The sequence below is a fragment of the Terriglobia bacterium genome (assembly GCA_020072565.1).
Lineage (GTDB): Bacteria > Acidobacteriota > UBA6911 > UBA6911 > UBA6911 > JAFNAG01.
Genome location: JAIQGI010000045.1, coordinates 27579 through 52196, shown reverse-complemented (window position 1 = coordinate 52196; position 24618 = coordinate 27579). Strand labels below are relative to the sequence as shown.

General features: G+C 59.4%; 20 protein-coding genes and 2 tRNA genes. 9 read left to right on the top strand and 13 right to left on the bottom strand.

The window, feature by feature from the left end; translation table 11 throughout:
* Window positions 1–460: 460 nt before the first annotated feature.
* The 10 genes from LAP85_22465 to LAP85_22420 all read right to left on the bottom strand — a co-directional run bounded on the left by LAP85_22465 (window position 461) and on the right by LAP85_22420 (window position 8480).
* Window positions 461–1129 (bottom strand): CPBP family intramembrane metalloprotease, encoded by a 669-nt coding sequence (locus LAP85_22465; protein MBZ5499171.1) that lies wholly within the window; start codon window positions 1127–1129, stop codon window positions 461–463.
* A gap of 47 nt (window positions 1130–1176) precedes the next feature.
* A complete protein-coding gene (locus LAP85_22460) occupies window positions 1177–1455 on the bottom strand; it encodes a CopG family transcriptional regulator (protein ID MBZ5499170.1) in 279 nt (92 codons plus the stop codon).
* Window positions 1427–1717, bottom strand: coding sequence for a BrnT family toxin (locus tag LAP85_22455; GenBank protein ID MBZ5499169.1), 291 nt, complete (start codon window positions 1715–1717; stop codon window positions 1427–1429). The genes LAP85_22460 and LAP85_22455 overlap by 29 nt, the downstream gene beginning before the upstream one ends.
* 149 nt (window positions 1718–1866) lie before the next feature.
* Complete coding sequence (locus LAP85_22450; GenBank protein ID MBZ5499168.1) at window positions 1867–2385, bottom strand: hypothetical protein; 519 nt, start codon at window positions 2383–2385, stop codon at window positions 1867–1869.
* A 110-nt stretch (window positions 2386–2495) separates the two neighbouring features.
* On the bottom strand, window positions 2496–3017 hold the full coding sequence (locus LAP85_22445) for a DinB family protein (GenBank protein MBZ5499167.1): 522 nt from the start codon (window positions 3015–3017) through the stop codon (window positions 2496–2498).
* Between the two features lie 174 nt (window positions 3018–3191).
* A complete protein-coding gene (locus tag LAP85_22440; protein ID MBZ5499166.1) occupies window positions 3192–5867 on the bottom strand; it encodes an ABC transporter permease in 2676 nt (891 codons plus the stop codon).
* Window positions 5868–5879: 12 nt separating this feature from the next.
* Window positions 5880–6224, bottom strand: a complete 345-nt coding sequence (locus tag LAP85_22435; protein ID MBZ5499165.1) for a PadR family transcriptional regulator — start codon at window positions 6222–6224, stop codon at window positions 5880–5882.
* 713 nt (window positions 6225–6937) lie between these two features.
* Window positions 6938–7783, bottom strand: coding sequence for a M48 family metalloprotease (locus tag LAP85_22430; protein MBZ5499164.1), 846 nt, complete (start codon window positions 7781–7783; stop codon window positions 6938–6940).
* Between the two features lie 88 nt (window positions 7784–7871).
* A complete protein-coding gene (locus LAP85_22425; protein ID MBZ5499163.1) occupies window positions 7872–8288 on the bottom strand; it encodes a transposase zinc-binding domain-containing protein in 417 nt (138 codons plus the stop codon).
* A gap of 27 nt (window positions 8289–8315) precedes the next feature.
* Window positions 8316–8480 (bottom strand): hypothetical protein, encoded by a 165-nt coding sequence (locus LAP85_22420; GenBank protein ID MBZ5499162.1) that lies wholly within the window; start codon window positions 8478–8480, stop codon window positions 8316–8318.
* 340 nt (window positions 8481–8820) lie between these two features.
* Between LAP85_22420 and LAP85_22415 the strand changes: the two genes are divergently transcribed.
* Window positions 8821–8897, top strand: a tRNA-Arg gene (locus LAP85_22415).
* Window positions 8898–9071: 174 nt separating this feature from the next.
* Here the strand turns inward: LAP85_22415 and LAP85_22410 are convergent.
* Both LAP85_22410 and LAP85_22405 read right to left on the bottom strand, forming a co-directional pair.
* Complete coding sequence (locus LAP85_22410; protein MBZ5499161.1) at window positions 9072–11759, bottom strand: serine/threonine-protein kinase; 2688 nt, start codon at window positions 11757–11759, stop codon at window positions 9072–9074.
* A 545-nt stretch (window positions 11760–12304) separates the two neighbouring features.
* A complete protein-coding gene (locus tag LAP85_22405; protein ID MBZ5499160.1) occupies window positions 12305–12850 on the bottom strand; it encodes a hypothetical protein in 546 nt (181 codons plus the stop codon).
* A gap of 145 nt (window positions 12851–12995) precedes the next feature.
* Between LAP85_22405 and LAP85_22400 the strand changes: the two genes are divergently transcribed.
* The 3 genes from LAP85_22400 (at window position 12996) to LAP85_22390 (ending at window position 17457) form a co-directional block, all read left to right on the top strand.
* Window positions 12996–13313: a hypothetical protein gene (locus LAP85_22400; GenBank protein ID MBZ5499159.1), complete on the top strand. Its 318-nt coding sequence runs from the start codon at window positions 12996–12998 to the stop codon at window positions 13311–13313.
* A 503-nt stretch (window positions 13314–13816) separates the two neighbouring features.
* Window positions 13817–17173 carry a sialidase gene (locus LAP85_22395; protein ID MBZ5499158.1) on the top strand — a complete coding sequence of 1119 codons (3357 nt, stop codon included), beginning with the start codon at window positions 13817–13819 and terminating at the stop codon, window positions 17171–17173.
* Between the two features lie 208 nt (window positions 17174–17381).
* Window positions 17382–17457, top strand: a tRNA-His gene (locus LAP85_22390).
* Between the two features lie 319 nt (window positions 17458–17776).
* Here LAP85_22390 and LAP85_22385 read toward each other — a convergent pair.
* Complete coding sequence (locus tag LAP85_22385) at window positions 17777–17986, bottom strand: AlpA family phage regulatory protein (GenBank protein MBZ5499157.1); 210 nt, start codon at window positions 17984–17986, stop codon at window positions 17777–17779.
* A gap of 514 nt (window positions 17987–18500) precedes the next feature.
* Between LAP85_22385 and LAP85_22380 the strand changes: the two genes are divergently transcribed.
* From LAP85_22380 to LAP85_22360, 5 genes are read left to right on the top strand one after another with little or no spacing between them, the layout of a single operon-like run.
* Window positions 18501–19310, top strand: coding sequence for a hypothetical protein (locus LAP85_22380; GenBank protein ID MBZ5499156.1), 810 nt, complete (start codon window positions 18501–18503; stop codon window positions 19308–19310).
* 4 nt (window positions 19311–19314) lie between these two features.
* Complete coding sequence (locus LAP85_22375; protein MBZ5499155.1) at window positions 19315–19875, top strand: DUF1788 domain-containing protein; 561 nt, start codon at window positions 19315–19317, stop codon at window positions 19873–19875.
* The gene (brxC, locus tag LAP85_22370; protein MBZ5499154.1) at window positions 19875–23318 is read left to right on the top strand and encodes a BREX system P-loop protein BrxC; all 3444 of its coding nucleotides are present in this window, start codon (window positions 19875–19877) and stop codon (window positions 23316–23318) included. The genes LAP85_22375 and brxC overlap by 1 nt, the downstream gene beginning before the upstream one ends.
* 21 nt (window positions 23319–23339) lie before the next feature.
* Window positions 23340–23897, top strand: coding sequence for a TIR domain-containing protein (locus LAP85_22365; protein ID MBZ5499153.1), 558 nt, complete (start codon window positions 23340–23342; stop codon window positions 23895–23897).
* Entirely contained in the window at window positions 23894–24607 is a 714-nt protein-coding gene (locus LAP85_22360) for a hypothetical protein (protein MBZ5499152.1), read from the top strand. The genes LAP85_22365 and LAP85_22360 overlap by 4 nt, the downstream gene beginning before the upstream one ends.
* Window positions 24608–24618 lie beyond the last annotated feature (11 nt).

The following is a 24618-nucleotide window of genomic DNA, read 5'->3' as shown; positions in this document are numbered from 1 at the left end:
TCCCGCCAATTCTCAAGATCCAATACTGTAACCCCATGTCTGTAAACCAGAGCTCCCAACTTGCCGTCTCGCGAAAACGTGATCTTTGAGACCAAAGGCGAATTGTCAGACCAAGGGCGTGCGCCGGGGGGAGCAAATTGGGACTTGGCGGCCTGGGGCGTTGCAGCCAGCGCCCAAATCAACATGGCCAACGTCAACGATCTGCCGACTTTCGACCTTGACAGATGCGCCATTGGCGGTCTTCGTTCCGAGCGGCGCCAGGTCAGGCCTGGGGACACAGTACTCATCACATTTGCCTGATGGATGAATAGTCAAAATAGCTTGCCGAGTCGGTGACCTCCGGCTTTCCTGGGTGCTCACTTTCAGGTTCCGATACGTGGGCCATGTTAACTTCGGGGCTTCGGCCCCAGCTAAGCAGCATTTTATAGCCAACCTGTGTTCCCGGATCCAGTTTTCTTGCTCACCTACCTCTTGTTGCAGCAGCGCCTTGTTGGGCCACCTGCATGATCAAGCCGCGGTGCGAATGGCAACGCTCAAGGCCATCGCCACGTTCCCGGACGCATGCATCAGCCACGGTCCAATGATCGAACCGGACTTGATCCGCACCCAGCCAAAAAAGCATAACGGCGAACACGAGGGGCAGCGGCCCCCACATTTCCGGCGCTACAAGCAGTATCAAGCAGTGTGGGAGAAAAAAGATAACCGCCTGCCAAAAGTTCGCCCATGCGATCGGAAGCCGCCGCGAGAGGCGCCCGGCGATCAACCCGCGAAACAGGATTTCCTCGGTCAAGCCCGTCTGCACGGCTCCGTATAGGATCGCCGCCACGATGGCGCGCATGGTGAGGCCGAGTCCCGCAAACTCGCGATACATTGACCCTCGACGCGTCAATGGCTCCGGCGGCGGTGGCCAGCTCACGCCAATGATGACTCCCACCACTGCGAACGCAATGCTATAGGCTAGATATCGGCCGGGGCAACGTTGCAGGCCGGCTCTTTTCAGAGTGTCGGAGAACGAACGATAGTATTGCCGCCTCTGGTAAATGAAATATCCGAGGAATGGCAGACCAGCCAGTATTATGAACTGGATCACCGCCGTTGTCGCGGAATCGACGATTAATTTGGAGTTCATAGTCCTTTGTGCCCATGCCGATTCACTAATTGGCCCAACGCCAACGCTCAGCGGTCCGCACTTTTTGCGGATCCGCTGGAGCGTTTGGTTAGAGGTCGCGAGTAACGTTCCGCATAAGCATCGAGAAGTCGACGAATCATCCTTTGGTATTGCGTGTTGTATTTCCTCGCCTCACTCTTAAAGAAATCGACGCTTCGTTTGCTTAAGGAGATTGTAACCTTGATTCCTTCATCCCGCATGACCAAATCCTCAGGGCGAGGAAGGAAGTCAGGAATCACTTTCAAATCTCCCAAAGGTTCATTCGTGTACCTGATTTTCTCGTTCATAGATCACCTTCCCCTTCCGCCAATACCCGGCTCCGAAAATCCGGATTATGTCGCCACGATGCGTAAACCGGACCGTCAGAATCCCGCCTCGAACCCAGCCAAAGCAGTAGTATCGTTTCTCACTTGAACTATGGGACAGATCTTCTGCGATTACACGGTGCGGATCGGTAAAGGCAAACTGGGCACTGGCAAAAGAGATGCCATGCTTTTTCTGATTCTCCCGATCCTTCTTCGGATTCCACTCGAACTTGGTCTTTGGCACTTGATTAGACTAGCACGGATCGGGGTAAAAAGCCATACGTTAATATGGCTCTTTCTACCAGGTGACGAAGGGGGCTTAGACCTCTAACGCTCGCAGTGAGCAGCCGCGGCGAGCGCATGCGAGAGCCGGCGGTCTGCTCCAGCGCGCTGTTAGACCGTCTGTCTTGCGAGCAGGCGGCAAACAACCTGCATGACATGACGCGCGTCCTCTTCGAGGATCGAGTATGGTGGCTCGTTGAGTGTTACCGACCGATACTCCATGGTGTCACCGCTCAGCGGCTGGCGGAAGTGTGCCTCCGGGTTGCGGAGGGCCCTCGCATTCTCGAGGTTCTTGAACTCAGCTTCGCTGAGCCATCCGAGCTTTACCGCCTCGCGGAGAAGCACTGAGATGTTTGCCCGTTCTAAGTCGGATCGCCCGGCACCGTAGAGCAGCGCCGCAAGCGTGTGCTCGACGTAGGCCATGCCGAGCACGATCGCTGCAAGAAACTGACCGTACACGAAGCTGTACCGACCTTCCTCGAACAGATGCTTCGCCATCCAGCCGCCTGGGAAGGTGAGATAGTTGCCCTCCTGCATCAAACCGGCGAGCCAGTCGAGCCGCGAAAGACGATCCTCACGGCCCTCCCGGTCTTCGTTCTCCAACCAGGTCCTAGCCTCAGAACTGTGCATGCTCTCCTTCGTCAATCGGTCTAACGTCTGCGCATCAGCTGCACGCGAGGCGGTGCGCGGGTTGCCCCGCAAGCCGCGTGACGCCGCAGCGCGTCAGCTGCATGCGCTTGTTAGGCGCCACGCCGATCCCGTAAGATCCCATGGATTCGGTCGATATGATGGAACACATGGTCCGCCTGCATCTTGATCACAAACCCCACTGGAACTCGCTCGATCTCCCCGTCTCGCGTACGTACAGCCACAGAACGATTCCACGCGTCTGGCACGTTTCCCAGCAGTTGCAGGATATGGTTCCTGATGGCCTTGAACAAAGACAACGAAGCATCAACTGATCGCTGGCTGTACGCCCAACGATCTCCCCATATTTCCTGTGGTTGCGCCGAGTACCATCCCAATGAAAACTCACTCTGTTCATTGCCGATCGCCATTTTGATGCACATCTTCCAAATGTCATCCCCATCGACAACATGATGAACGGACTGTCGAATCGTCCAGCCGCCTTCCGATGGCATCGCATCCAAATCGGCGTCCCCCAAACCCCTCACAGCACGTTCGAGTAATGTCGGCCCTTCTCGATATCGGGATATCGTGCCGTCACGGTCTTCTGGTGCGTGCAAGTCGACGTTCTTCATAATAGTCCCCTGAGCGTGGCGCCTAACGTAATGGTCAGCTGCGACTGGCGCGGTCACCCATGCATTCGGACCCTACACCATCATTCTTGCGCCGGTCGTCGGCTGCACCTGATGTTACCGTTTCGAGCTTTAAGTGGTGTAACTCTTCCCCTGATCCAGTCTCGCACTCAGCACTCACTCATGCCGCAGAATCTCCATGGGATCGATTCTCGTGGCGCGGCGCGCAGGAAGGTAGGTTGCCGTCAAAGCGAGAACGGCAAGGAGCACGGCCACAAAAAGAAATGTGAGCGGATCGTAAGGCGTCACGCCGTAGAGCTGGCGCGTTAGAAGGCGCGAGAGGGCCAGGGCAGCCGGCAATCCCAAGGCCAATGAGATGGCGCACAAGAAAACGCCTTCACGCAGAATCATGCGCAGAATATCCCGGCGGCCGGCGCCAAGCGCCAACCGGAGGCCGATGTCGCGGGTGCGGGCGGCGACGCGGTAGGTAAACACACCGTAGATCCCGATCGCCGCGAGCAGAAGCGCCAGAGCCGACATCGCGCTCAGAAGCACGGTGCCCAGGCGCGCACGCCAGGTCGCGGAAGCCAGGCGCTCGCCCATCGTCATGGCATCGTAGATGGGCAGTTCGGGATCCAAAGCGCGCACGTGCGCGCGCAGCGCGGGCACAAGCGCAAGCGGGTCGCCGGTGGTTCTCACCGCCAGCATCCCGCCCTCGGCGCTCTGCATCATCGAGAGATAGACATCTGCCATCACCGGTTTTTCCGGAACATCATACTTGACGTCGCCGACCACCCCGATGATCTCCGCCTGGTGCAGGATCATTTGCGGGTAGGCGATATGCCGGCCGATGGGATTATCGATCGGAAAGAACTGTCGGGCAGCCGTCTCATTGAGGAGCACAACCAGAGGGCTGCCGGCGCGATCCTGGTCGGTAAACGACCTTCCCTTCAGGAGCGGAATGCGAAAGAGCGTAAAGAATTCGGGTGAAACCGAATGGATCCCAGCTTCAAAGTCACCACGCACACCCGGGATCCTAATACCAGTCACTGAGAAGCCGCTATCGTTTAGAGGAATGCTGTTCGATATTGCCGCGGCCTCAGCCCTGGGAAGCGCGGCAGCGCGCCGCCTTAGCTCCTCATAAAAGGCGAGACTCTCTGCCTGCCGATAGCGTCGCGGGGTCGCGACCCGGATCGTAACGATGCCGCGGGTCTCGGCGCCCACGTCCGTCGCCAGCCGCGCCGCCAGATTCCGGGTCATCAGGCCCGCGCCGGTCAGCATGACAAGCGTGATCACGGTTTGGGCGATCACAAGCACGTTTCGCATCCGCAGGTGAGGCGGGTTCCCCGTGGTCGCGCCTCCGCTCTTGAGTACATCATTCACGTCCCAATGCACGGCGCGCCACGCAGGCAGGAATCCAAACAGAAGTCCTGTGATCAGCGAAACAAGCGTGAACAGCACTATCAGCGGCAGTTCGAAGCCGAGGGTCTCCGGACGAATCGCGCGCATGGTAGTGAACCAGACGGAAGACTCCGTTGCCGGCAGCGTACGCCCGAGCCATGACGCTCCCCAGCGCGCAAACAGCAGGCCGGCCGCGCCTCCCAGGACCGCGAGCATGACCGGTTCCACCAGCAACTGCCTCATCAAAGCGCGCCGGCTCACTCCCAGCGCCAGCCGGATCGCGATCTCGCGGCGGCGCGCCACGCTGCGGCCCAGCAGCAGGCCGGCAAGATTCAGGCACGCGATCAACAGAAGCGCCGCGGTCGCAGCCTGCAGAATCCAGAGTGCGTTCCGGACCAGCGGATCGACCAGCGCGTCCGTCATAGTCCGCGCCCCACCAGACCATGTGGTGTCGTCCATGACGCTCGGGTGCTCACGTTCCATCCGGGCCACGAGCCGACGCACCTCTTCATTTGCCTGTTGCGGGCTTACACCCGCCTTGAGACGACCGATTGCGTTCAGGTTGTGAGCATTGCGTGCAGTGGGCGCCTGCGGATAACGCATCAGATAAGCTGCCATAGGCACCCAGACATCCGTGACGCCGCTCTCGCCGAGGAATCCCGCCGGCAGCACACCCACGATCGTAAAGGGCGTTTCGTCCAGACGCACGGTGCGCCCCACCGCTCCTGGGTCCCCGCCGAAGTCGCGGTGCCAGAGTCCGTCGGATATGAGCATTACGGGGCGCTGCCATTTGAGGGTGTCCTCGTCGTCCGAAAAAAGCCGTCCACGGGCAGCATCCGCGCCAATGATCCGGAAGTAGCGCGCCGAGACAATGGCTCCCGTCAACCGTTCCGGACGCTCGATCCCGCCGAGGGTCATGTCCCGCGACTGCCAGGCGGCTACGGATTCGAAGCTCTGAGTCCACTGGCGCAGTTCTTCGAGCTTCGGATAAGACCAAGACATCGGGATTGTGCCGCGCCGCTGTTCAGTCATGATCAGGTGAATGTCCATCAGACGGTCGGGGTCGCGGTAGCGGACAGGGCGCAAAACCACGTGGTAAACCATCGTGAAGATGGCCATATTTGCGCCGAGTCCCAAGGCCAGAGTCAGGACCGTTACGACTGCAAACAGCGGGCCGCGGTGCATGAGCCGCAGCGCAAAAGACACATCACGTCCCAGCGCTTCGATCCAGGACCAGCGCCACACCTGCCGGCTGGTTTCCTTCAGAAGCGCAGCATTTCCGAACCGGCGCACGGCGGCCTGTCGGGCGTCTTCAGCATCCATGCCGTCCTCGCGATTTTCCGCGGCCTGCAGCTCGACGTGGAAGCGCATTTCCTCCTCGAGCTCGCGATCAAACCTCTCCAGGTGCAACAGGACCGACATCCTCCGCAAGAATTCGCGCAGCCTTTCCATGAGCGGCTCCTCTCAGGCGGGTTCGATCACACGCACGATGGCCTGCAGCACCCGCGTGAAGTCGGAAATCTCGGCGGCCAGCTGTTTGCGGCCCGCCGCGGTAAGGCGATACACACGCGCCCGGCGCTTCGGCCCCGCCGCCACCCACTCAGCCGTGACCCACCCTTTCAGGAGCATCCGCTGCAGGGCCGGGTAGAGCGAGCCTTCCTCGACCTTGAGCACGTCCGCGGACGTGCATTTGATATGCTGGGCGATCGCGTATCCGTGCAGCGGACCGCGCGCCAGAGTCTTGAGGATCAGCATGTAAAGCGTGCCGGGATGGATTTCGGTCCGGGCTGACTTTGATTCTCTTTGCATAGCCATACTATGTATATTAGAAGCAGAACACTTCGAATGTCAACAAAGAAGTGGCAGGTCAGCTGCCGTCCGCGCTGAAGGATAGGTAAAATTGGCTGCCTTTTGCGGCGGTTCCTTCGCGGGTTGCGCCGCTTCAGTCCACTTGTCCAGCTTCCGATAAAAGACAATTGAACTTCGGGGCTTCGGCCCCAGCTAAGCAGCATTTTATAGCCAACCTGTGTTCCCGGATCCAGTTTTCTGGCTCACCTACCTCTTGGTGCAGGGCAGATTAGCATCCCCGGTCAGTCATTTGAGCACACGCACACCTATTTGCAGATCAAAACGGCAGTAGAATTAGCTGTTCTATAATCGCAGTGATCGAAATCTGGAGCCTTGTGTGATTGACCTGCTGATCCAACTTTTTTGGGAAATACTGCCACGACTGATCAGAGGCCTGTTCAGGAAGGTCCGATCCGTGTATCGGTCATCAATGGGAAAGGAGCCAATGCCTCCTCCGAAGTCGACGATGAAGCCACACTCCCGCTCGCACTGAGTTGGCGTTCCGCATTGTTCATGAAACGGATTTGGACTCTGATGAAAAGCGCAGGGTAGGACGCCGAAGAACGCCGGCTCCCGCACACTGACAAATGCTCTTTCTGCCGCGTCCGAAGGCAGCGTTCTTCCGCGTCCGCCAAAATAATGAAGCAATGTCCGCTACCGATGTTTGGATTTTCCTACTGACGCTTGAGAAGGTGCGATTTTACCGCGTCAAATTCCGGTGAATTCATTAGATAGGGGAGCTTGTCAGGAAGGCTTTGCTGCCCCACCATTGCTGACCGGAGGCGATCCTGAATTTTCAACTGCAGCGGTGGCAGCTTCTGCGGCGCCAGCTTCTCGAGTACCGTGATGTACGCAGCGGGATCATAGCCGGTGTTCCAGAGATACTGGATCGCCAGCTGATCGGCCTCTTTTTCGTGCGTTGATTTGATCCCCTCCAATTCGAGATTTATCCCCGGCAATTCGAGATTTCGCTGGCGTTCCAGCCTGGACCAGTGCCATGCCGTTGCTACCCCCGGGATTGCCGGGAGTTGAAGTATCTGTGCCTCTGACAGCTCTCGCATCACATGGCGTGCGGCGACGTGAGCGATTGCGTTCGATAGTACGGCGGCAAGCTCGGCCTCGTGGGAGGCCCCAACAATCAGGCCGGTGTTCACAAAAATGTGTCCTGCCGGAAGGACTGTAAAGTCGGCCTGCTCGGAATCGATAATTTTGAATTCGACGGCGGATTTTGCGTCCGAGTGCTGAACGAGTTTGCCGCCAAGGCGAGTCACGTAATCGGCGACAAGTGTGTCGTTGAGCAACTTTACTGTTGTTTCGAATTGCTTTGACAGTTCCGCTCCCAAGGCATTCTCACGCTCCGAACTGACAGGGAACACTCCCCAAATATTCGGGGTGAGATCGCGCTTGCCGATGTTCTGGATATCGGGGTGATATCGTTTTATCTGAGCCACGGTCGAAGATGCAAAAAGCAGAAAGCCGAGCAAATACACTCTATGGCGGCGCTCAGGGCGAATTCGCATAGTCTTCTCCTCGAACGTTTAGAAATGTCTCATGTTTTGAGATGCATCTCCTCAGAACATGGTTCATCCGGGGTGGTTAAACGCTTTCTCAGACATGTGGATTCTGGTGCCCTATCCTTGCCTTCGAATTCGGATGCGGGTCAAGGTTAAGCGCATCGCTGAAGTGTTGAATGAAGGCGACGGCGCCGCAGCGAGCCTGACGGTTCGAGGCAGACATGCCCGCCCTGCGGCGGATCGAGGCAAAGATGGTGCGTACAAAAATCTGCAATACGTCTCTCATCAGGGATGAGTCGTAAGCGAGACGATAGCGCAGGGCAAACGGGAGAGAAAGCACCCACTGCCCGACCGGCACTTCGGGAAAAACGTGATCCACCAGATGCGCCGCCGCATCTGCCATGCGTCGCCCCCCACACGATGGACAAAAGCCCCTGCGCTTGCAGGAATAAGGGACAATCCGATCCAGTCTGCAGGCATCGCAGTGAACCCGCAAAAAACCTCGGGCCAAAATACCGCAGTCAAGAAATGCGCGCAGTTACTGTTCCACGAAGCGCGGCACCACCCGGTCGCGCTGCCCTTGCCGGGCCAGAAAGGTTTCCAGATGGCCCGAAACAACGCCGTAAAGAACCGTCGCTTCGGGATTGCGGGGGACATAGGTTTCAAGATTCTCGCAGACGGTGAATGCCGCTTCAGCGATCATGAAAGGGCAATTCCCCGGCAGATTTTTCTCCGGGGGATGGACGACAGAAAATGGAATGGGTAGACTACTCCCATGAATCAGGCTCCTGCGACCGGCAGGCCGCTACCTATCCAACTATCCGGCACATGATTTGAGCGGAAATTTCAATGTGCGCTCGCCGATGCCGATCGTTTTGGCGCTGAAGCTTGGCCCGGTCCGGCATCTTTGTGGACACCAATTCGGACCAGTCACAACAGCGTGATTCAGAGGTTGCGCTGCAAAGTGATGGATACCATATGGACACCACGGGCGGAATCATGGTATCCTACGGTTCCGCTAACTCTTTGAAAACAAACTATGTGCGCCCATAGCTCAGATGGATAGAGCATCTGCCTTCTAAGCAGAGGGTCGCAGGTTCGAGTCCTGCTGGGCGTACCAATATTTTCAATAACTTAGGCGGGTCCAAATCCCCTCAAGGCATGCTCCATGACCAATCCCATATCCGACAGTTCCTCCGTGGCCACCATAGCCCAGGAACATGCTAAGGCTCCGCAATGGGAGAGCGTCTTGCTGACGAGGAGCAACGGTTCCGCTGGTGCGGTTCAAGCGTGCTTACTTCTTTCCGGCGGGGACGAGGCGCTTGAGTTCCTCGAACCAGTTGAGGACCAGCTTCAGATGTGTCGTCGGTGGGATTTCCGGATTCTGGATCAGCACCAGCCGGCCATCCGGCATGACGTCATAGGCTAGCTCGTATGGGCCGTCGGTGATCATTTGCGGCTTCCCGGGAATGATTGTCGAGCCGATCTCCAGAGGCACCGCCATGACTTTGTTGCCCTGCCGGTAAAACAGCTCGCGACCGTCGCGCGACCAGCGCGGGTAGGTTCCGCCGCCGGTGGATATCTGCACCCTTCCCCCCTTGTTGGGGAAGGCCGTCACATAGATCTCGGATCTCCCCGGTTTATTTTCATCCGATTCATAAGCCAGCCATGGGCCGGCCGGCGAAAATCGTGCATTAGTTTCGTCTGCGGGGGTTTTCAAGAAAGCAACCGGATTGGGATCACCGCCAACCGTAAGGTACACAACATCAGTGCGTGTCCCTATGCTCCACTTATCGAACGCTACATGCCTGCCATCTCTTGACCAGGAAGGTAAGCGGATCATGCCAGCCGCAGACTGATCCTTGAGCGCAGCAGTAAATAACCTGGCTTCCTTGCCGCTGAAGTCTGCCGCCACAGAGATCAAGCCCGGGGGAAGGACGGTGGCAAACGTGACCCATGCATTGTCGGGAGTCCAAGCGGGCTGAAGAGCATCGCCGAAAACGTTACTCAACTTAGTCGGCATCTTGCGGCGGATATCATAGAGCCAGATAGCCTCATTTGCATTGGCCATTTCAAGCGCAAGTCTGGTTCCGTCGGAGCTGGCGCTGACGAAATTCGGATGTTCGTTTGATTCGTAAAGCGTTTCGACATTGCCCCGGCGATCCACCAGAACGATCCTGGAGGGAAGGGGATCCTTAATTGCCGGCACATAGACCAGTGATCCATTGGATGAGAAGTCGAAGTGTGCAGCGCCGACACCGGATGACATGGAAACGTCATTCACAATCACGACGGATTCACCCGTAACCTTGAGGCTGCCAAGGTCGAATGGCGCAGCCCAAATGGAACCAAACCGCGCGTAGACAAGGTGGCCCGTCGGCGCATATCGCGGGCATCGGCCGCCTCGGAGTACTACCTTCCATTGCCTCGTTTTAAGTGAGAGCACTGCGATCAGTGCATCGTCGTGCGACGTGACGTCGCCTGGAAGAATGGTGAAGAGTATCTCCTTGCCCCCTGGCAGCATCGCCGGAAACCTGTGGCTCTTCTCTTTCTGCTCGGTGTTTGGCTGGGTCAGCATTTCCCATGCGCCGGGAATGGCAGAAGCCTGAGCGAGACCCGTGAAGAACAATGGAGGAAAGATGATGGTATCATCGACTGTCCAGAGCGCACTGCGCAGTTGCTGCACAGCTGTGATCGCCTGGGATGCATTGCTGCTGAGGTCCATTTTCCGAATCATGCCTCCGGCCCAGAATCCAAGCCAACGGTTGTCAGGTGAAAAGAATGGGCATTTCCCTCCCTCGGTGCCTGGGATCGGCCTGGGCGTTTCTTCGTCGACACCCCTTATAAAGAGTTGCTCTGTGCCTGCGTGGAGGCCCTCGAAAACGATCTTGGTGCCATCGGGAGAGATGGCAACTAAGGGGTAATTCCCGGGTTTAGCAACTGCGTCCCCAGGGGCGAGATTTATCGCCGCGCGCACGATATGATCCGGCGCCCGCGCGGCTGCGCCTGTGAACAGCTGCATCACCAGGATCGCGCCCAACGCGCCCAATACCAGCAAAGCAGCACCCATCGACACCTTGCGCAACCAAGCCGGCTTTGGCGGCAATTCAACCACATCCGCCTGGCCTCTGGTTTCCTTGATCCACTTGAGCTCCACAGCCAAGTCGTGCGCCGATTGGCGGCGCTGGTCAGGAGATTTGGCGAGGCACTGATGAATCAGGCGGTCGAGCGCCGCAGGCGCCGTCGGCTGAAGCGACATGACCGGCGCCGGATCGTGCTCCAGAATGGCGGCGATCAGGCTCGCCTGGCTCTTTCCCTCAAAAGCCCGTTTGCCCGTGACCATCTCGTAAAGCATCGCACCGAGCGCGAAGATGTCGGTGCGGGCGTCGGTCTCGCCGGCTTCCAGCTGTTCCGGCGCCATGTACTGGAATGTTCCCAGCACCGTCCCTTCCGCCGTGATCGGCGCCTCGGCCGTCGGCAGCATCGTTGCCGCCGTCCCACCGGCCGCCGGGGCCGCCTTGGCAAGCCCGAAATCAAGGAGCTTGGCGCCCGCCTTCGTCAGCATGACGTTGCCCGGCTTGAGATCGCGATGCACGATGCCCTTCCGGTGAGCTGCGTCGAGTGCCTCGGCGATCTCGATGGCATGCCGGAGCGCCTGATCGAGCGGCAGTGGCCCGCGCTTCAGGCGCTCGGCCAGGGTCTCCCCCTCCAGGTACTGCATGACGAGGAAGTGGACGCCTTCGTGTTCGCCTACGTCGTGCAGCGCACAGATGTGCGGGTGGTCGAGGCTGGAGATGACCTTGGCCTCTCGGTCGAAACGTTCTCGGAATTTCCGATCGCCGGCCAGGTCCGGCGCAAGCAGTTTGATGGCAACTTCGCGGTTGAGCCGCGTGTCGAGGGCGCGGTAGACCACGCCCATGCCTCCTTCGCCCAGTTTCTGGAGAATCCTGTAATGCGAAACGGTCTGGCCGATCTCGGGCATGTGGGCCTCAGGTACGGCACGTCAGGTGTGATACTTCGGGTGGGGTCATTATAAGGGATTGTGCTCCTGCGCGAAAGGGAGATGGCAGCCCCTCGTCTGCGGTCACATGCGCGGCGTCGGTGTGTGAGATCCCATGTCGAACAGTCCAGCCAAAGGCGCATGAGGATTCAGGAATTGAGGTGCGCGTCGCCGTTCAAGGTAGCGGTGTCGAATTGTCGTATCACGTGGCGTGGCGAACCGGAAGCATGTTTGCCTCCTCTAGTGTGACCCCAAAAAATAAAAAAATTATGGGAATCGCCCCAGCTACCCAACAGAAGCGGAGGCCGCCAGTACCGACTGCCAGAAGTGTGCCAAAATCCTGCGTCCTGGGCATCGTCATGAGTTATGATGACGTCAAGGGATCCGAGAGACGGTGGAAGTTGATATAATCACCCCCTCTCGCAAGCTGAGCCATCCCTCGGAGCCGAAAGCCCAAGCATAAAAATCCAGCTAACTTCGGCTATCCCCAACGGGCCATGAAGAAAGTCGCGAGAGGCACAGCAAGACTACGCCTGAGCGCTCGCCACCTTGGCCGCTGGTTTCTGATGTAGTACTGCCCACGCCAGGGCAATCGGGATCAGTATCAGCGTGAGGAAGTAAAAGTCGCTACCGGGCAAAATCAGTTTCGGCGCGAAGATGCCGACGAGCGCCGAAATCGTAACGGGCAAAAACCCCACGATGACCCCAGCCAGCATCATGTTGAGGCCGTAGTCGAAGCGCTCCTGCGAGGTGGCCTTCGCGTAAGTTTGAATCATGGCGATCGTTGCCCAGCCGAAGTACACCACAATAAAGAGCCCCACCAAGATGTTGCTGACCTGGTTCAGGCCGCTCGTCGCCCGCGGCTGGACGATGATGAGGAGCAACAAATAGAGTGCGATAAGAACAGCGGGTCCGTAAATGATCTTGAGAGCGTGCTTCTTGTTGAGGAACGCCTTTGGCTTCGGGAAGTCCAGCATGAAGTGGAGGAGAAAACCAAAGCCGAGAACGACAAGCACAATCTGAATCGAACCCGCCAGCGTCCGCACGAAGTAGAAGGTCAAACAGTGATCCAATCGCAATCGCCGCCTTGATTGCACTGATGGTCGTGGGCATCCTGATTGGAGGGATTTCACCATCCTCGCGGTCGAGCAGAGTCGGTGATCTCCGCAAAGCCGGAGGCTTGATGCGCGAACCGCTCAGACGGTTATTGCGATCCTGTTGGCCAAATCAAAGTTCGCCTCGGGTCTGACACCCAGGAGCCAGACGCGCACGATTGAAGTTTTTGGAGACCGGATCACGTACACCTCGAAGGGACTCGATGCTGCAGGAAAACCAACTCTCTCTCAGTTCTCCGCCAACCTCGATGGAAAAGGCTACCCCCTTACAGGCGGTGCTGACTCTGACACGATCTCACTGAAGCGGATCGACCGTTTCACCCAGGAGAGCATACAAAAGAAGGCAGGCAAGGTGGTCTGGAGAAACAGACGTGTCGTATCCGCCGATGGAAAAGCGCCGCTCGTACCACCCCAGGATTGACGGCTTGCGTTCCTTCTAAGCAGAGGGTCGCAGGTTCGAGTCCTGCTGGGCGTACCACTACTCTCCCACAATTTCTCCAGCGCGCATGCCAATCAGGGCCGTGATGGGTGTCGGTTTTCAATCCCAGTTCACCCTACCTAGGAAGATTTTCTTAAAATACTGGGGATCATCCGAGTTCCGCTTCAGCGCCTAAAGCAATACTCTCGGGGCTGCATTCAACACGATGGGGCCGTTCATCAAAGAGGTGAGGGGGGATGAGCGGCCCTTATCGATAAACCGCAGACACAACCACGCAGGCCGCGGCTTCAAATCCTGCCGCATCTATTACTCCTTGCTTTATGATCTCTTGACATTCGCGGAGGGCGAGTCCAGACTTGCCCAAAAATTGGGTGAGAGGCAGCTCCTGTGACGATGCCCTGGGAGCCTTTCCAGCTCATGCCTGAGGCTGGGCGTTGCAGGGCGGCGACGGGGCTTCATCCGATTACCACACACGAGGAGGAACCATGGAGTCGTACCATCGTTGGCGTCGGAACCTGTTATTGGGTTTGCTTGGCATCGTGCTGTTGTGGAGCGCGCCGGGATCCGCGCAGCGGGGATTCCCAGGCGCCGGGGGTGGCACGCCGGAGGGCTTGCGCTTCCGCTTCATGGGACCGGCGGTAGGAAATCGCATTGCCGCAGCCTCGGGCGTTCCGGGAGACCTGAACACCTATTACGCCGGCGCGGCTTCGGGGGGCATCTGGAAATCCACGGACGGGGCCAGGACCTGGACACCCATTTTCGATGATCAGCCGGTCGCCGCGATCGGTGCCTTGGCGGTATCCTCGTCCGATCACAATGTCGTCTGGGCCGGAACGGGAGAAGCCTGGGCCATTCGCGACAGCGACATGATGGGAGACGGGGTCTATAAGTCCACCGATGCCGGAAAGACCTGGACGCACATGGGTCTCGATGAGACCGGGCGCATCGGCCGCATCATCATCCACCCCACCAATCCCGACATCGTCTTTGTCGCCGCGCTCGGCCGTGTCACCGGCCCGCAGCAGGAACGCGGCGTCTATCGCACCACCGACGGCGGCAAGAACTGGCAGCGGGTGCTCTTCGCCGATCCGAACACCGGCTGCTCCGGCCTCGCTATGGATCCCAACAATCCCCAGGTGCTGGTCGCCGGGATGTGGCAGGTGGAGATGCATACCTACGCCATGTTCAGCGGCGGCCCGGGCAGCGGCGTCTACATCTCGCGCGACGGCGGTTCCAAATGGAGCCGCATCGAGGGTCACGGCCTGCCCAAGCCTCCGGTCGGCAAGATCGACGTGGCGATCGCGGCCAAGGACTCCAGGCGCATGTATGCGCTGATTCAGACCGCCGACCAGGGTTCCCTCTGGCGCTCCGATGACGGGGGCGAGAACTGGGCCGTCGGCAGCTGGCAGCGCGCGCTGATCGGGCGCGCCGGCTACTACATCCGCATCGCGGTTTCTCCTGCCAATCCGGATGAAGTGCTGATCTCCAACAGCAGTTTCTGGCTTTCAACGGACGGCGGCAAATCCTTCGGATCGGGGCGCGGCATCGGCGGCGGCGACAACCATGACATCTGGATCGACCCCACCAATGCCGACCGCATCATCGTCACCCACGACGGCGGCATGAACGTCACCAACGATCACGGCAAGACCAGCACGCGTGTAAGCCTTCCGATCGGGCAGATGTATCACGTAGCCGTGGACAACGACGTTCCCTACCGGATTTACAGCAACATGCAGGATGACGGCACCATGCGCGGCCTCAGCACAACGCCGGAAGCCGCTCCGACTCCGCCGGGCGGCGCGGGGGGAGGCGGCGGTGGTGGAGGAATGGGCGGTGGCGGCGGCCGCGGCGGCGCCGGCGGTGGAGTCTGGGATCACGGCCTCGGTGGTTGCGAATCCGGCTTCACGCTTCCGGACCTTACCAACACCAACATCATCTGGGCTTCCTGCTACGGCAACGAAGTGACCATCTATGATTACCGGACCAAACTGGCCCGTTCCGTGAGCCCATGGATGCACACGCTCGATTCGGAGCCGAATAAGCTCAAGTATCGCGCGCACTGGACTCCGCCTCTGGCCATCGATCCGTTCGACCACAACACGGTCTACTTCGGCGCCCAGGTCATCTTCAAGACCTCCAATCAAGGCACAACCTGGTCCGTCATCAGCCCGGATCTCTCCACCCAGAACCCCAAGTACATCGTCTCCTCGGGAGGAATCGTGGGAGACAATCTCGGCCAGTTCTACGGCGAGGTCGTGTTCGCGATCGCGCCTTCGCAGATCCAGAAGGGGTTGATCTGGGCCGGCACCAACGACGGCAAAGTCTGGAACACGAGGGATGGCGGCGGGCGGTGGAATGACGTCACGCAAAACATCAAAGGCCTGCCCCCCATGGGCACGATCTCCAAGATCGAACCGTCGCACTTTGACGCCGCCACGGCCTACATCGCGGTCGATTTTCACCTGATGGACAATCGCGATCCCTGGCTCTACAAGACAACCGACTTCGGCCAGACCTGGACAAAGGTCACCGGCAATCTTCCCAAGGGACACCCGCTCGACTATGCCCGCGTGATCGCCGAGAATCCCAACCGCAAAGGGATGCTGTTCGCCGGCACCGGTCACGCGCTCTACTATTCACTGGATGACGGCGCCAATTGGAAACAGTTCAAGGAGGGGCTGCCGCCGGCTTCGGTCTCCTGGATCGTGGTGCAGAAACAGGCCCACGATCTCGTGGTTTCCACCTACGGCCGCGGACTCTACATTCTGGAAGACATCACACCGCTCGAGCAGGGGGCGATGGAGGGGGCCGTCTCCGCGCCGGCCGTGCAGTTCGTCGCTCCTCGTCCTGCCTACCGGCAGGGGCGCGGTGGTCGCGCGCAACTCAGTTACGTGTTGAAGGCCGCGCCGGGCAATGCGCCGCAGCTCGAAATCCTCGATGCGGCTGGAAATGTCATCCGCAGGATCCCGCAGGCCGCGGGGCGCCCGGGGCTGAACCGCGTGTTCTGGGATCTGCGCTACGAAGAGGGTGCGCGGTTGATTGCGCTCAGGACGACGCCTCCGGAAAACCCGCACATCTGGGAAGAGCCGCGGTTCCAGGGTGCGCAGACACGGCCGATCACGCACTGGGGCGTGGGCCAGGTTCCGGGTCCGACCGCCGCTCCGGGGAAATACAGCGTGCGCCTGACCGTGGACGGCCAGTCCTACACCCAGCCTCTCCAGATTCTGCTGCCGCCTGACGCCCACGGCACGGAAGCCGAAGTTCAGGAGGCGGTCAAGCTGCAGCTGCGCGTTCGCGACGACATCAGCGCGGTCGCCGACATGACCAACACCATCGAGTGGCTGCGCCGGCAGATCGAGAACGCGCGCAAGTCGCTCGCGGGCCAGAGCGGAAAGGACGCTCTGATCAAAAACCTGGACGCGTTCGACAAGAAGATGCAGGACATCGAGTACACGCATTTTATTTCGAGGTCGGAAGCGCTCAGCGACGACAAGTACTACGTCGAGCAGTACAAGCTCTACCTCAACCTGATCTGGACCTATCAGGTGATCGGCCCCGGCGGCGGCGATGTCGCCGGCATCGCGGACTACGGCCCGACGGACCAGGCCAAGGCGCTGGTGACCGACTTCGAAAAGCAGATTCAGACTGCGAAGGGACTGTATACCGCCCTGATCGAGAAGGAGCTGCCTGCTTTCAACAAGTCGATTGAAGGAAGCGGAATCCCGCAGCTTCAGACGACGGGAGCCCCCCCGCCGACCCCCACGGGCCGCGGCCGGGGTGGAAATCCGCCGATGCAGATTGCCGGCGTTCCCCCAACCTCGATCCGGACCGGCCGGTGACAATTCGAGCCCGGAACGCCTCAGCCAAGCACTGATTTCCATCGGGGTTTGCGCGCGGCGATCGGTGTGTTGTTGAGTCGGCGGGATACCAAAATTAGGCTGCGGGCAGGGCGCAGAAAATGTTATGATTTCGGCTGATTGCGCACCCGGTTTCGCAGCCACTGTCCGGGTGTGCAAGGGGTTGTTTTAGAGTTCAGCGGATTTTCTGGTGAGCGTAGCTCAGCTGGTAGAGCTCTGGATTGTGGCTCCAGCGGCCGGGGGTTCGAATCCCCTCGCTCACCCCATACATTCGCACCCGTAGCTCAGTTGGATAGAGCGTCGGACTTCGAATCCTTCAATCAAATCCCTGCAAACTCAATAAATAATTGAGATTGCAGGGACTTTCTATTTTTCGCTACGTTGGTTATTGTTTGTTAAACAGGGCTGTTTCTGGTATCGGCAGGCACAGTCACGGGCACAGTCAGGCGGGGGGGGGTGGGTGCGACCCTTGGCCATGGTGGGGGTCGAAATATGGGACCCGATGCCTCCCGCCGTTTCTGCACGAAAAATTGGCCCTATTCCCCGCTTGTGATGGAAGCGGAATCCCAAATAGCCATTCGACTGTCAGTCTTCATTGCTGAAACGCCCATTGATCCAACCGCGAACCTCGGCGTCCAGCCACCCGACCGCCACGTCGCCAATCCGCCGACTCCTCGGGAACTTACCATGACGCTGTAGACGCCAGAGGGTGGATCGGCTGAGACCCGTCAGCTCGATCACCTTTTTCGCCCGAAGGATGCATCCCTCGGGTCCAGGAGTTTGGTTTCGCGGCATGTGATGGGATCGGTCCTCGGTGCTATGCGGCTGGCTTCTCACGGTCTTGACAAGAACAACGACGGGTTCGACCTCCTCCCATTCGGCGAGCCTGACCCACAGTCGAGCCTTCAGGGTTTCAAGCTCTCCGAGCAGCACTGGAATCTCCGATTTCGGGATGCGTGCCACTTGCCGGGTCGAACCGAGAACATCAATCAGCTTCATCGGAATCCTCGTGTCATACGGCGCGAACACCTACCAATCCGGCGCCCGCGGTTTTGCATCGCTGAGAGCCACTTCTGGCTTACAACCGGGCAGGTTCTGAAAGTAATCCAGGGCAGGTTCTGAAAGTAATCCAGGGTACGTCCTCGCACTCCAGGACGACCCAGGCTAACTCCTTTTCCTGCGTCGAGGTTCCGTATATTCTTCCCGGCATGGAGCACGCTGCAACCTATAGATGACAACGCACCTCTAGCTAAAATTCCCAGAATTTTTCGCCGGCTAATTTGCCGGCGAGAGTGTATAGTATCCCGTTATGGAAGGAATACTGCCAATGCAGGACTTTCCACTCCGCGGTAATACTGATGAAAGGCGGCTGCGCGAGGCCGGTTTTCGGTGGGGCGAAAAAGGCACGCACACCAGCCGGACGATCATGCTCGACGAGCTTCGGGCGGTGCTTGTCAATTGCCCGCCCAACGCCGCGCGTGACGAATATCTCTCGGCGATCCACGAAAACAACTGTCTGGGCAAGCGCACCGCAGCGACGCGGAAGCTCTCCAGTCAGCGGCTCTCTGAGCTGTATGCCCTCGACCCGAAGGTGCCGCTGTTCCGGGTCTTGCGACGATGCTGGTATGCGGACCGTGATGGGCAATCAGTCCTCGCGTTGCTGCTGGCCCTCGCACGCGACCCGTTGTTGAGGATCAGTGCACCACCTGTGCTGCGGATGCGGCCCGGCGAAGAACTTGCAAGACAGCAGATCACCGACGCACTCAGCCGAGCTGTCGGCAACCGCTTCAAGGAGAGCACCCTCGACAAGGTCGTACGGAACGCCGCCTCTTCCTGGACGCAATCGGGACACCTCAGAGGGCGCAGCCGCAAAGTTCGGCAAAGCGTCACCCCAACGGCAATAACGACGGCATATGCCCTCCTGCTGGGCTACCTCACGGGCACGCGCGGCGTAGCACTCTTTGAGTCACTATGGGCTCAGGTGCTCGACGCTCCAGTCGGCGAACTAATAAACCACGCCACAGACGCCCGAAGACTGGGTTTCCTGGACATGAGCCAGTCGGGCGGTGTGATCGAAGTATCTTTCTCGCGGCTCCTGGTGCAAGACGAAAGGCGGTAGACCCATGGGAAGGATCGACGAACTGGCGACTAGATATCGCAGCCACATCGCCGCACCGTGGCAAAGAAACCTCGCCGGCGACCAGAAGACGATCTTCGTGGTCTATCCCAAAACCGATGAGCGGAAGCTGCGGGCGCGGATGGAACTTTTCGAGATGGCCACTACCTCAGCCGGGCACCGATGGCGGCTGCTTGACTTGACCGACACCTTCGCGCGGTGGATGGCGAACACCGACTATCGCGATGTTTACTTCGAGGAACCGGAAACGCTGGTGATGAAGCTCCGGAGCGACTTCGTGCAGTACGCGGCCGGCCGGCTCCGAGAAGTGCTCATGGCCGAAGGAGCGGACGAAGACACCGTGGTCGCCGTCCAGGGCGTCGCGTGCCTGTTCGGCTTCACCCGTGTTTCGCTGGTGCTCAAGGAAGTGGTCAAAGACATCCATGGCCGGCTGGTGGTCTTCTTCCCCGGCGAGTATGAAGACAACAACTACAGACTCTTGGACGCAAGGGATGGCTGGAACTATCTGGCCGTGCCGATCACGCTCCATAACGGGGTAAACGACTAATGAAAAACCGAGAACTCTTCCAACGTGATCCCGCTGTATCCAAGCTGCTGAACGACGGTGTGGCTGCCGTGCGCGAGGCCGCAAGCGACAAGGAAATTGAGACCCTCCGGTATGAGCTTGAGCACTTCGTATGCGAGGGCCAGTATGAGGACGGCTTGATCCGCATTCTGGAGTCCTTCCTCGGCAACGTCAACTCGACGACGCAGCCGGCGGCATGGGTGAGCGGCTTCTACGGCAGCGGTAAATCACATCTGCTGAAGATGTTTCGCCATCTATGGGTGGATACACCTTTCACGGACGGTGCGACCACCCGCGGCCTTGCCCGGCTTCCGGAGGCGGTGCAAGACCTTTTGCGCGAACTTGATACGCTGGGTAAACGCAGCGGCGGCCTGCACGCCGCGGCTGGAACACTGCCTTCGGGCGGCGGAGAGAGCGTCCGCCTGGCCGTGTTGAGCATCATCCTCACGTCCAAGGGACTGCCCGAGGCGCTGCCGCAGGCGCAGTTCTGTATGTGGCTCCAGAAGAACGCCATCCTCGACCGGGTGAAGGCCGCGGTTGAAGCGGCAGGTAAGGAGTTCTTCGACGAACTCCACGACCTGTACGTCAGCCCCATCCTCGCCAAGGCCGTCCTCGACGCCGATCCCGACTTCGCCTCCGATCTCAAGCAAGCCCGCGCTGCGCTGCGGGCGCAGTTCCCCGTGGTCGAAGACATCTCCACCAATGAGTTCATCCGCCTTGTTCGCGAGGTGCTGTCGGTCGATGGGCAAATCCCCTGTACCGTGATCGTGCTGGACGAAATCCAGCTTTTCATCGGTAATGATCCCGGCCGCTCGACCGACGTGCAGGAAGTTGCCGAGGCCCTCTGCAAGCAGCTTGACAGTCGCGCGCTGCTAATCGGCGCGGGCCAGACGGCACTGGCCGGCAATATCCCGCAGCTCCAGCGCCTCACCGGTCGGTTCACCATTCCAGTGGAACTCTCCGACTCCGACGTGGAGACGGTCACCCGCCGCGTTGTGCTGGCCAAGAAGGCTGATAAGCGCAAGGTCATTGAAGGCACCCTCGACACCCATGCCGGCGAGATCGACCGCCAGCTTGCGGGTTCGCGCATCGCCGCGTGCGCGGAAGACCGCAACATCATCGTGGACGACTACCCGCTGCTACCGGTCCGTCGGCGTTTCTGGGAGCATACACTCCGCGCGGTGGACGTACCTGGCACGGCCAGCCAGCTTCGCACGCAACTCAAGATCGTGCACGAGGCCGTCCGCCAGACGGCTGAGGCTGCGCTCGGCACCGTGGTCCCAGCGGACTTCATCTTCAGCCAGCTTCACCCTGACCTGCTCCGCAGCGGCATCCTGCTCCGCGAAATCGACGAGACGATACGCGGCCTCGACGACAAGACCGACGACGGCCGGCTCGCCCAGCGGCTTTGTGGCCTGATTTTCCTGACCCGCAAGCTCCCGCGCGAGGCCGTGGCCGATATCGGCGTCCGAGCAACACCGGAGATGCTGGCCGACCTGCTGGTGTCCGACCTGTCTAGCGACGGCACGCAGCTTCGCAAGGATATCCCGCGCATCCTCAAGAAGCTGGTGGACGCTGGAACCCTCATCAAACTGGATGAGGAATACAGCCTGCAGACGCGCGAGAGCAGTGAGTGGGAGCGCGAGTACCGCAACCGCCAGACCCGCCTCAATAGCGACCTGACCATGCTGTCCGGCAAGCGCGGTTCGCTCATCAGCGCCGCGTGCGGCGAAGCTCTCAAGGGCATCAAGCTAACACAGGGCAAGTGCAAGGAGCCGCGGAAACTGCTGGTCCATTTCGGCACTGAAGCCCCGCCGCCCGGTGGCAGCGACATACCCATCTGGGTTCGCGATGGTTGGGGTGAAAAGGAAAGCACTGTAATCAACGATGCGCGTGCGGCCGGGTGTGACAGTGGAATCATCTACGTTTACATCCCAAAGGCCAGCGCCGACGATTTACAGAAAACCATGGTCGAGTACGAGGCCGCCAAGTCCACGCTGGACTCCAAGGGCACGCCCACCACGCCCGAAGGCCGCGAAGCCCGCGACGCCATGGCCACACGGATGGCCACTGCCGAAACTGCCCGCAACCAAATTATTCAGGATGTGATCGATCGCGCGAAGGTCCTCCAGGGCGGAGGCGGGGAGCGGTTTGAACTGAAGCTCGTGGCCAAGGTCGAAGCTGCGGCGCAGATATCGCTCGATCGGCTGTTCCCCAGTTTCAAGAATGCCGACGACAACCGTTGGGCCAACGTCATCAACCGCGCCAAGAATGGCGACGAAGCGGCCTTAACCGCCGTGGACTGGACCGACTCGCCCGAAAAGCATCCAGTCTGTGCAGCCGTTCTCTCCGAGGTCGCCTCGGGCAAGCGCGGCAAGGAAGTCCGTGATGCCTTCGAGGCCAGCCCCTATGGCTGGTCGCGCGATGCCGTGGACGCGGCGCTTATCACGTTACACACCACCAGCCACCTCCGCGCTACCCACAAGGGCATGACGCTCTCACAGGGCCAGCTTGACCAGGCGAAGATTTCTGTGACCGACTTCCGCACTGAGACAGCCACGCTCAACGCTCGCGAGAAGATGAAGCTCCGCAAGCTCTTCCACGACGCCGGCGTGGACTGCAAGCCCAACGAGGAGACCGCCAAGGCCCACGTCTTTCTAGCACACCTGGCTGAACTGGCCGATCACGCTGGCGGCGAGCCACCCATGCCGGCTCGGCCTGCCACGGCCCACATCGACACGCTCCTCGGCTTCGGTGGAGCTGAACAACTGGCCGAAATCCTCAAGCAGCACGACGCGCTTGCCCAGCAGGCAAAGGACTGGGGCAAACTGGCCGAACTCGCCGGCAAGCGCAAGCCGGCCTGGGAGACGCTCTACACTCTGCTCAAGCACGCCGATGCCATGCCCGGAGCCGACGAACTCCGCAAACAGGCCGACGCGGTAAATTCCGAGCGCCGGCTGCTCGACGCGAGCGACCCAGTGCCTGACATCCGCAAGGCGGCGGTCGATGCGCTCCGCGCCGCCGTCACTGCGGCTCATGCTGAGTACAAAAAGACCTACAACGAGGAGATGACCGACCTGACCATCAGCGACAACTGGAAGAAGCTCAGGGCCGACCAGCATAAACAGATACTCGCCGACGAAGGCATCGATAGCTCGCCGGTCCTGGCCGTCGGCTCCGAGGCCGACCTGACCCGCACAATGGAGCAGACCGCGCTACCGGCGTGGAAGACGCGGACCGACGCGCTGCCCCAGCAGTTTGCCCGCGCTGCGATGGCCGCGGCTAAGTTACTGGAACCCAAGATTCAGCGCGTTCATCTGTCCAGCGGAACACTCAAGACCGAGCAGGAAGTCAAGGGATGGCTGGCCGGCGCAGAGGAAGACCTCCTGGCCAAGCTCAAGAACGGTCCGATCGTGATTTCCTAAACGATTCAAGGAGATAGAACCATGGGCGGCTTCGGCAACTTTGGTCTCGGACAACACCCTTTTGGTCTTCGCCCTTTGGCGACGACGAAACCCAAAGTGTTCGTGAGCTACCACCATCAGCGTGATCAGGGATACTACGACCTGTTCACGAGGCTCTTCGCGGACGGCTACGACATAATTACCGACACGTCGATCGAGCGGCGTTTCGGCAGCGATGACGTGAACTACCAACAGCAGGTCATTCGCGAGCAGCACATCACCGGCAGCTCGGTTACGATTGTCCTGTGTGGGGCGGAGACGTGGAAACGTCGGTGGGTTGATTGGGAAATCCACATGACACTTAACAAGCAGCACGCACTCCTTGGCATCTCTCTTCCGACAAATCCGAGGGACATCAACGGCAAAGTGACCGTGCCTGACCGCCTGCACGCGAACATCGTGACCGACTATGCCCATTTCATCGACTGGACAGAAGATCCAAACCTGATGCGAATCGCAATTGATGCGGCAAAGAACAAAGCACGTCAGATCCGAAACATCGACAACTCCGCGCCGCGGATGGAGAGGAGCCGATCATGACTTTTGTCATTGCTCAGGCCGCCACAACGGCACCGGTTACCACTACCCAATCAGCGGGTTCGCTCGTTGATCCCACCGAACTGAGCCTACTTCACTGGAAAGGCTGGGGCTTTGAGATACGAGTAGGCGTCCTCTGGCTGTTGCTGGCGGTCGTGGTTGTAGTAGCCGTCTGGTGGTTTATTCCGTGGATTCGGCGCAAATGGCTTAAGGGCTATCGGACCAGGGCAGTGAAGCTGACCTTCAAAGGAGTTGAGTGGGAAATCTGCCCCGACACCGAGACCCGGCGCATCGCCTATCAAGCATGGGTGGAGATCAAAAGCCGCAAGGTCGGTCTGCCCTTTGAAGAGGAACTCGATGTAATCGTCGAGATCTATGACTCCTGGTATCAGCTATTCGGCGTTCTGCGCGATCTAGCGAAGGGCATCCCCGCGGACCAACTTCTGGAGTGTGAAGACACCCGCAACGTGGTGACATTGCTGATGAAAGCACTCAACGAGGGTCTCAGGCCACATCTCACGAGATGGCAGGCCAGGTTGCGCCGCTGGTATGACGCCGAACTTGCGAAGGACGAGAACAGAGGCGTGTCTCCACAGGACATCCAGCGGCGGTATCCCCAATACGATGAACTGGTGGCGGATCTTCGCAAGGTGAATGAGGATTTTGTCAGGTTCGCCGATTCATTGGAAAAGGTTGTGAAGGATGGGAAGTGATGATTCTGATG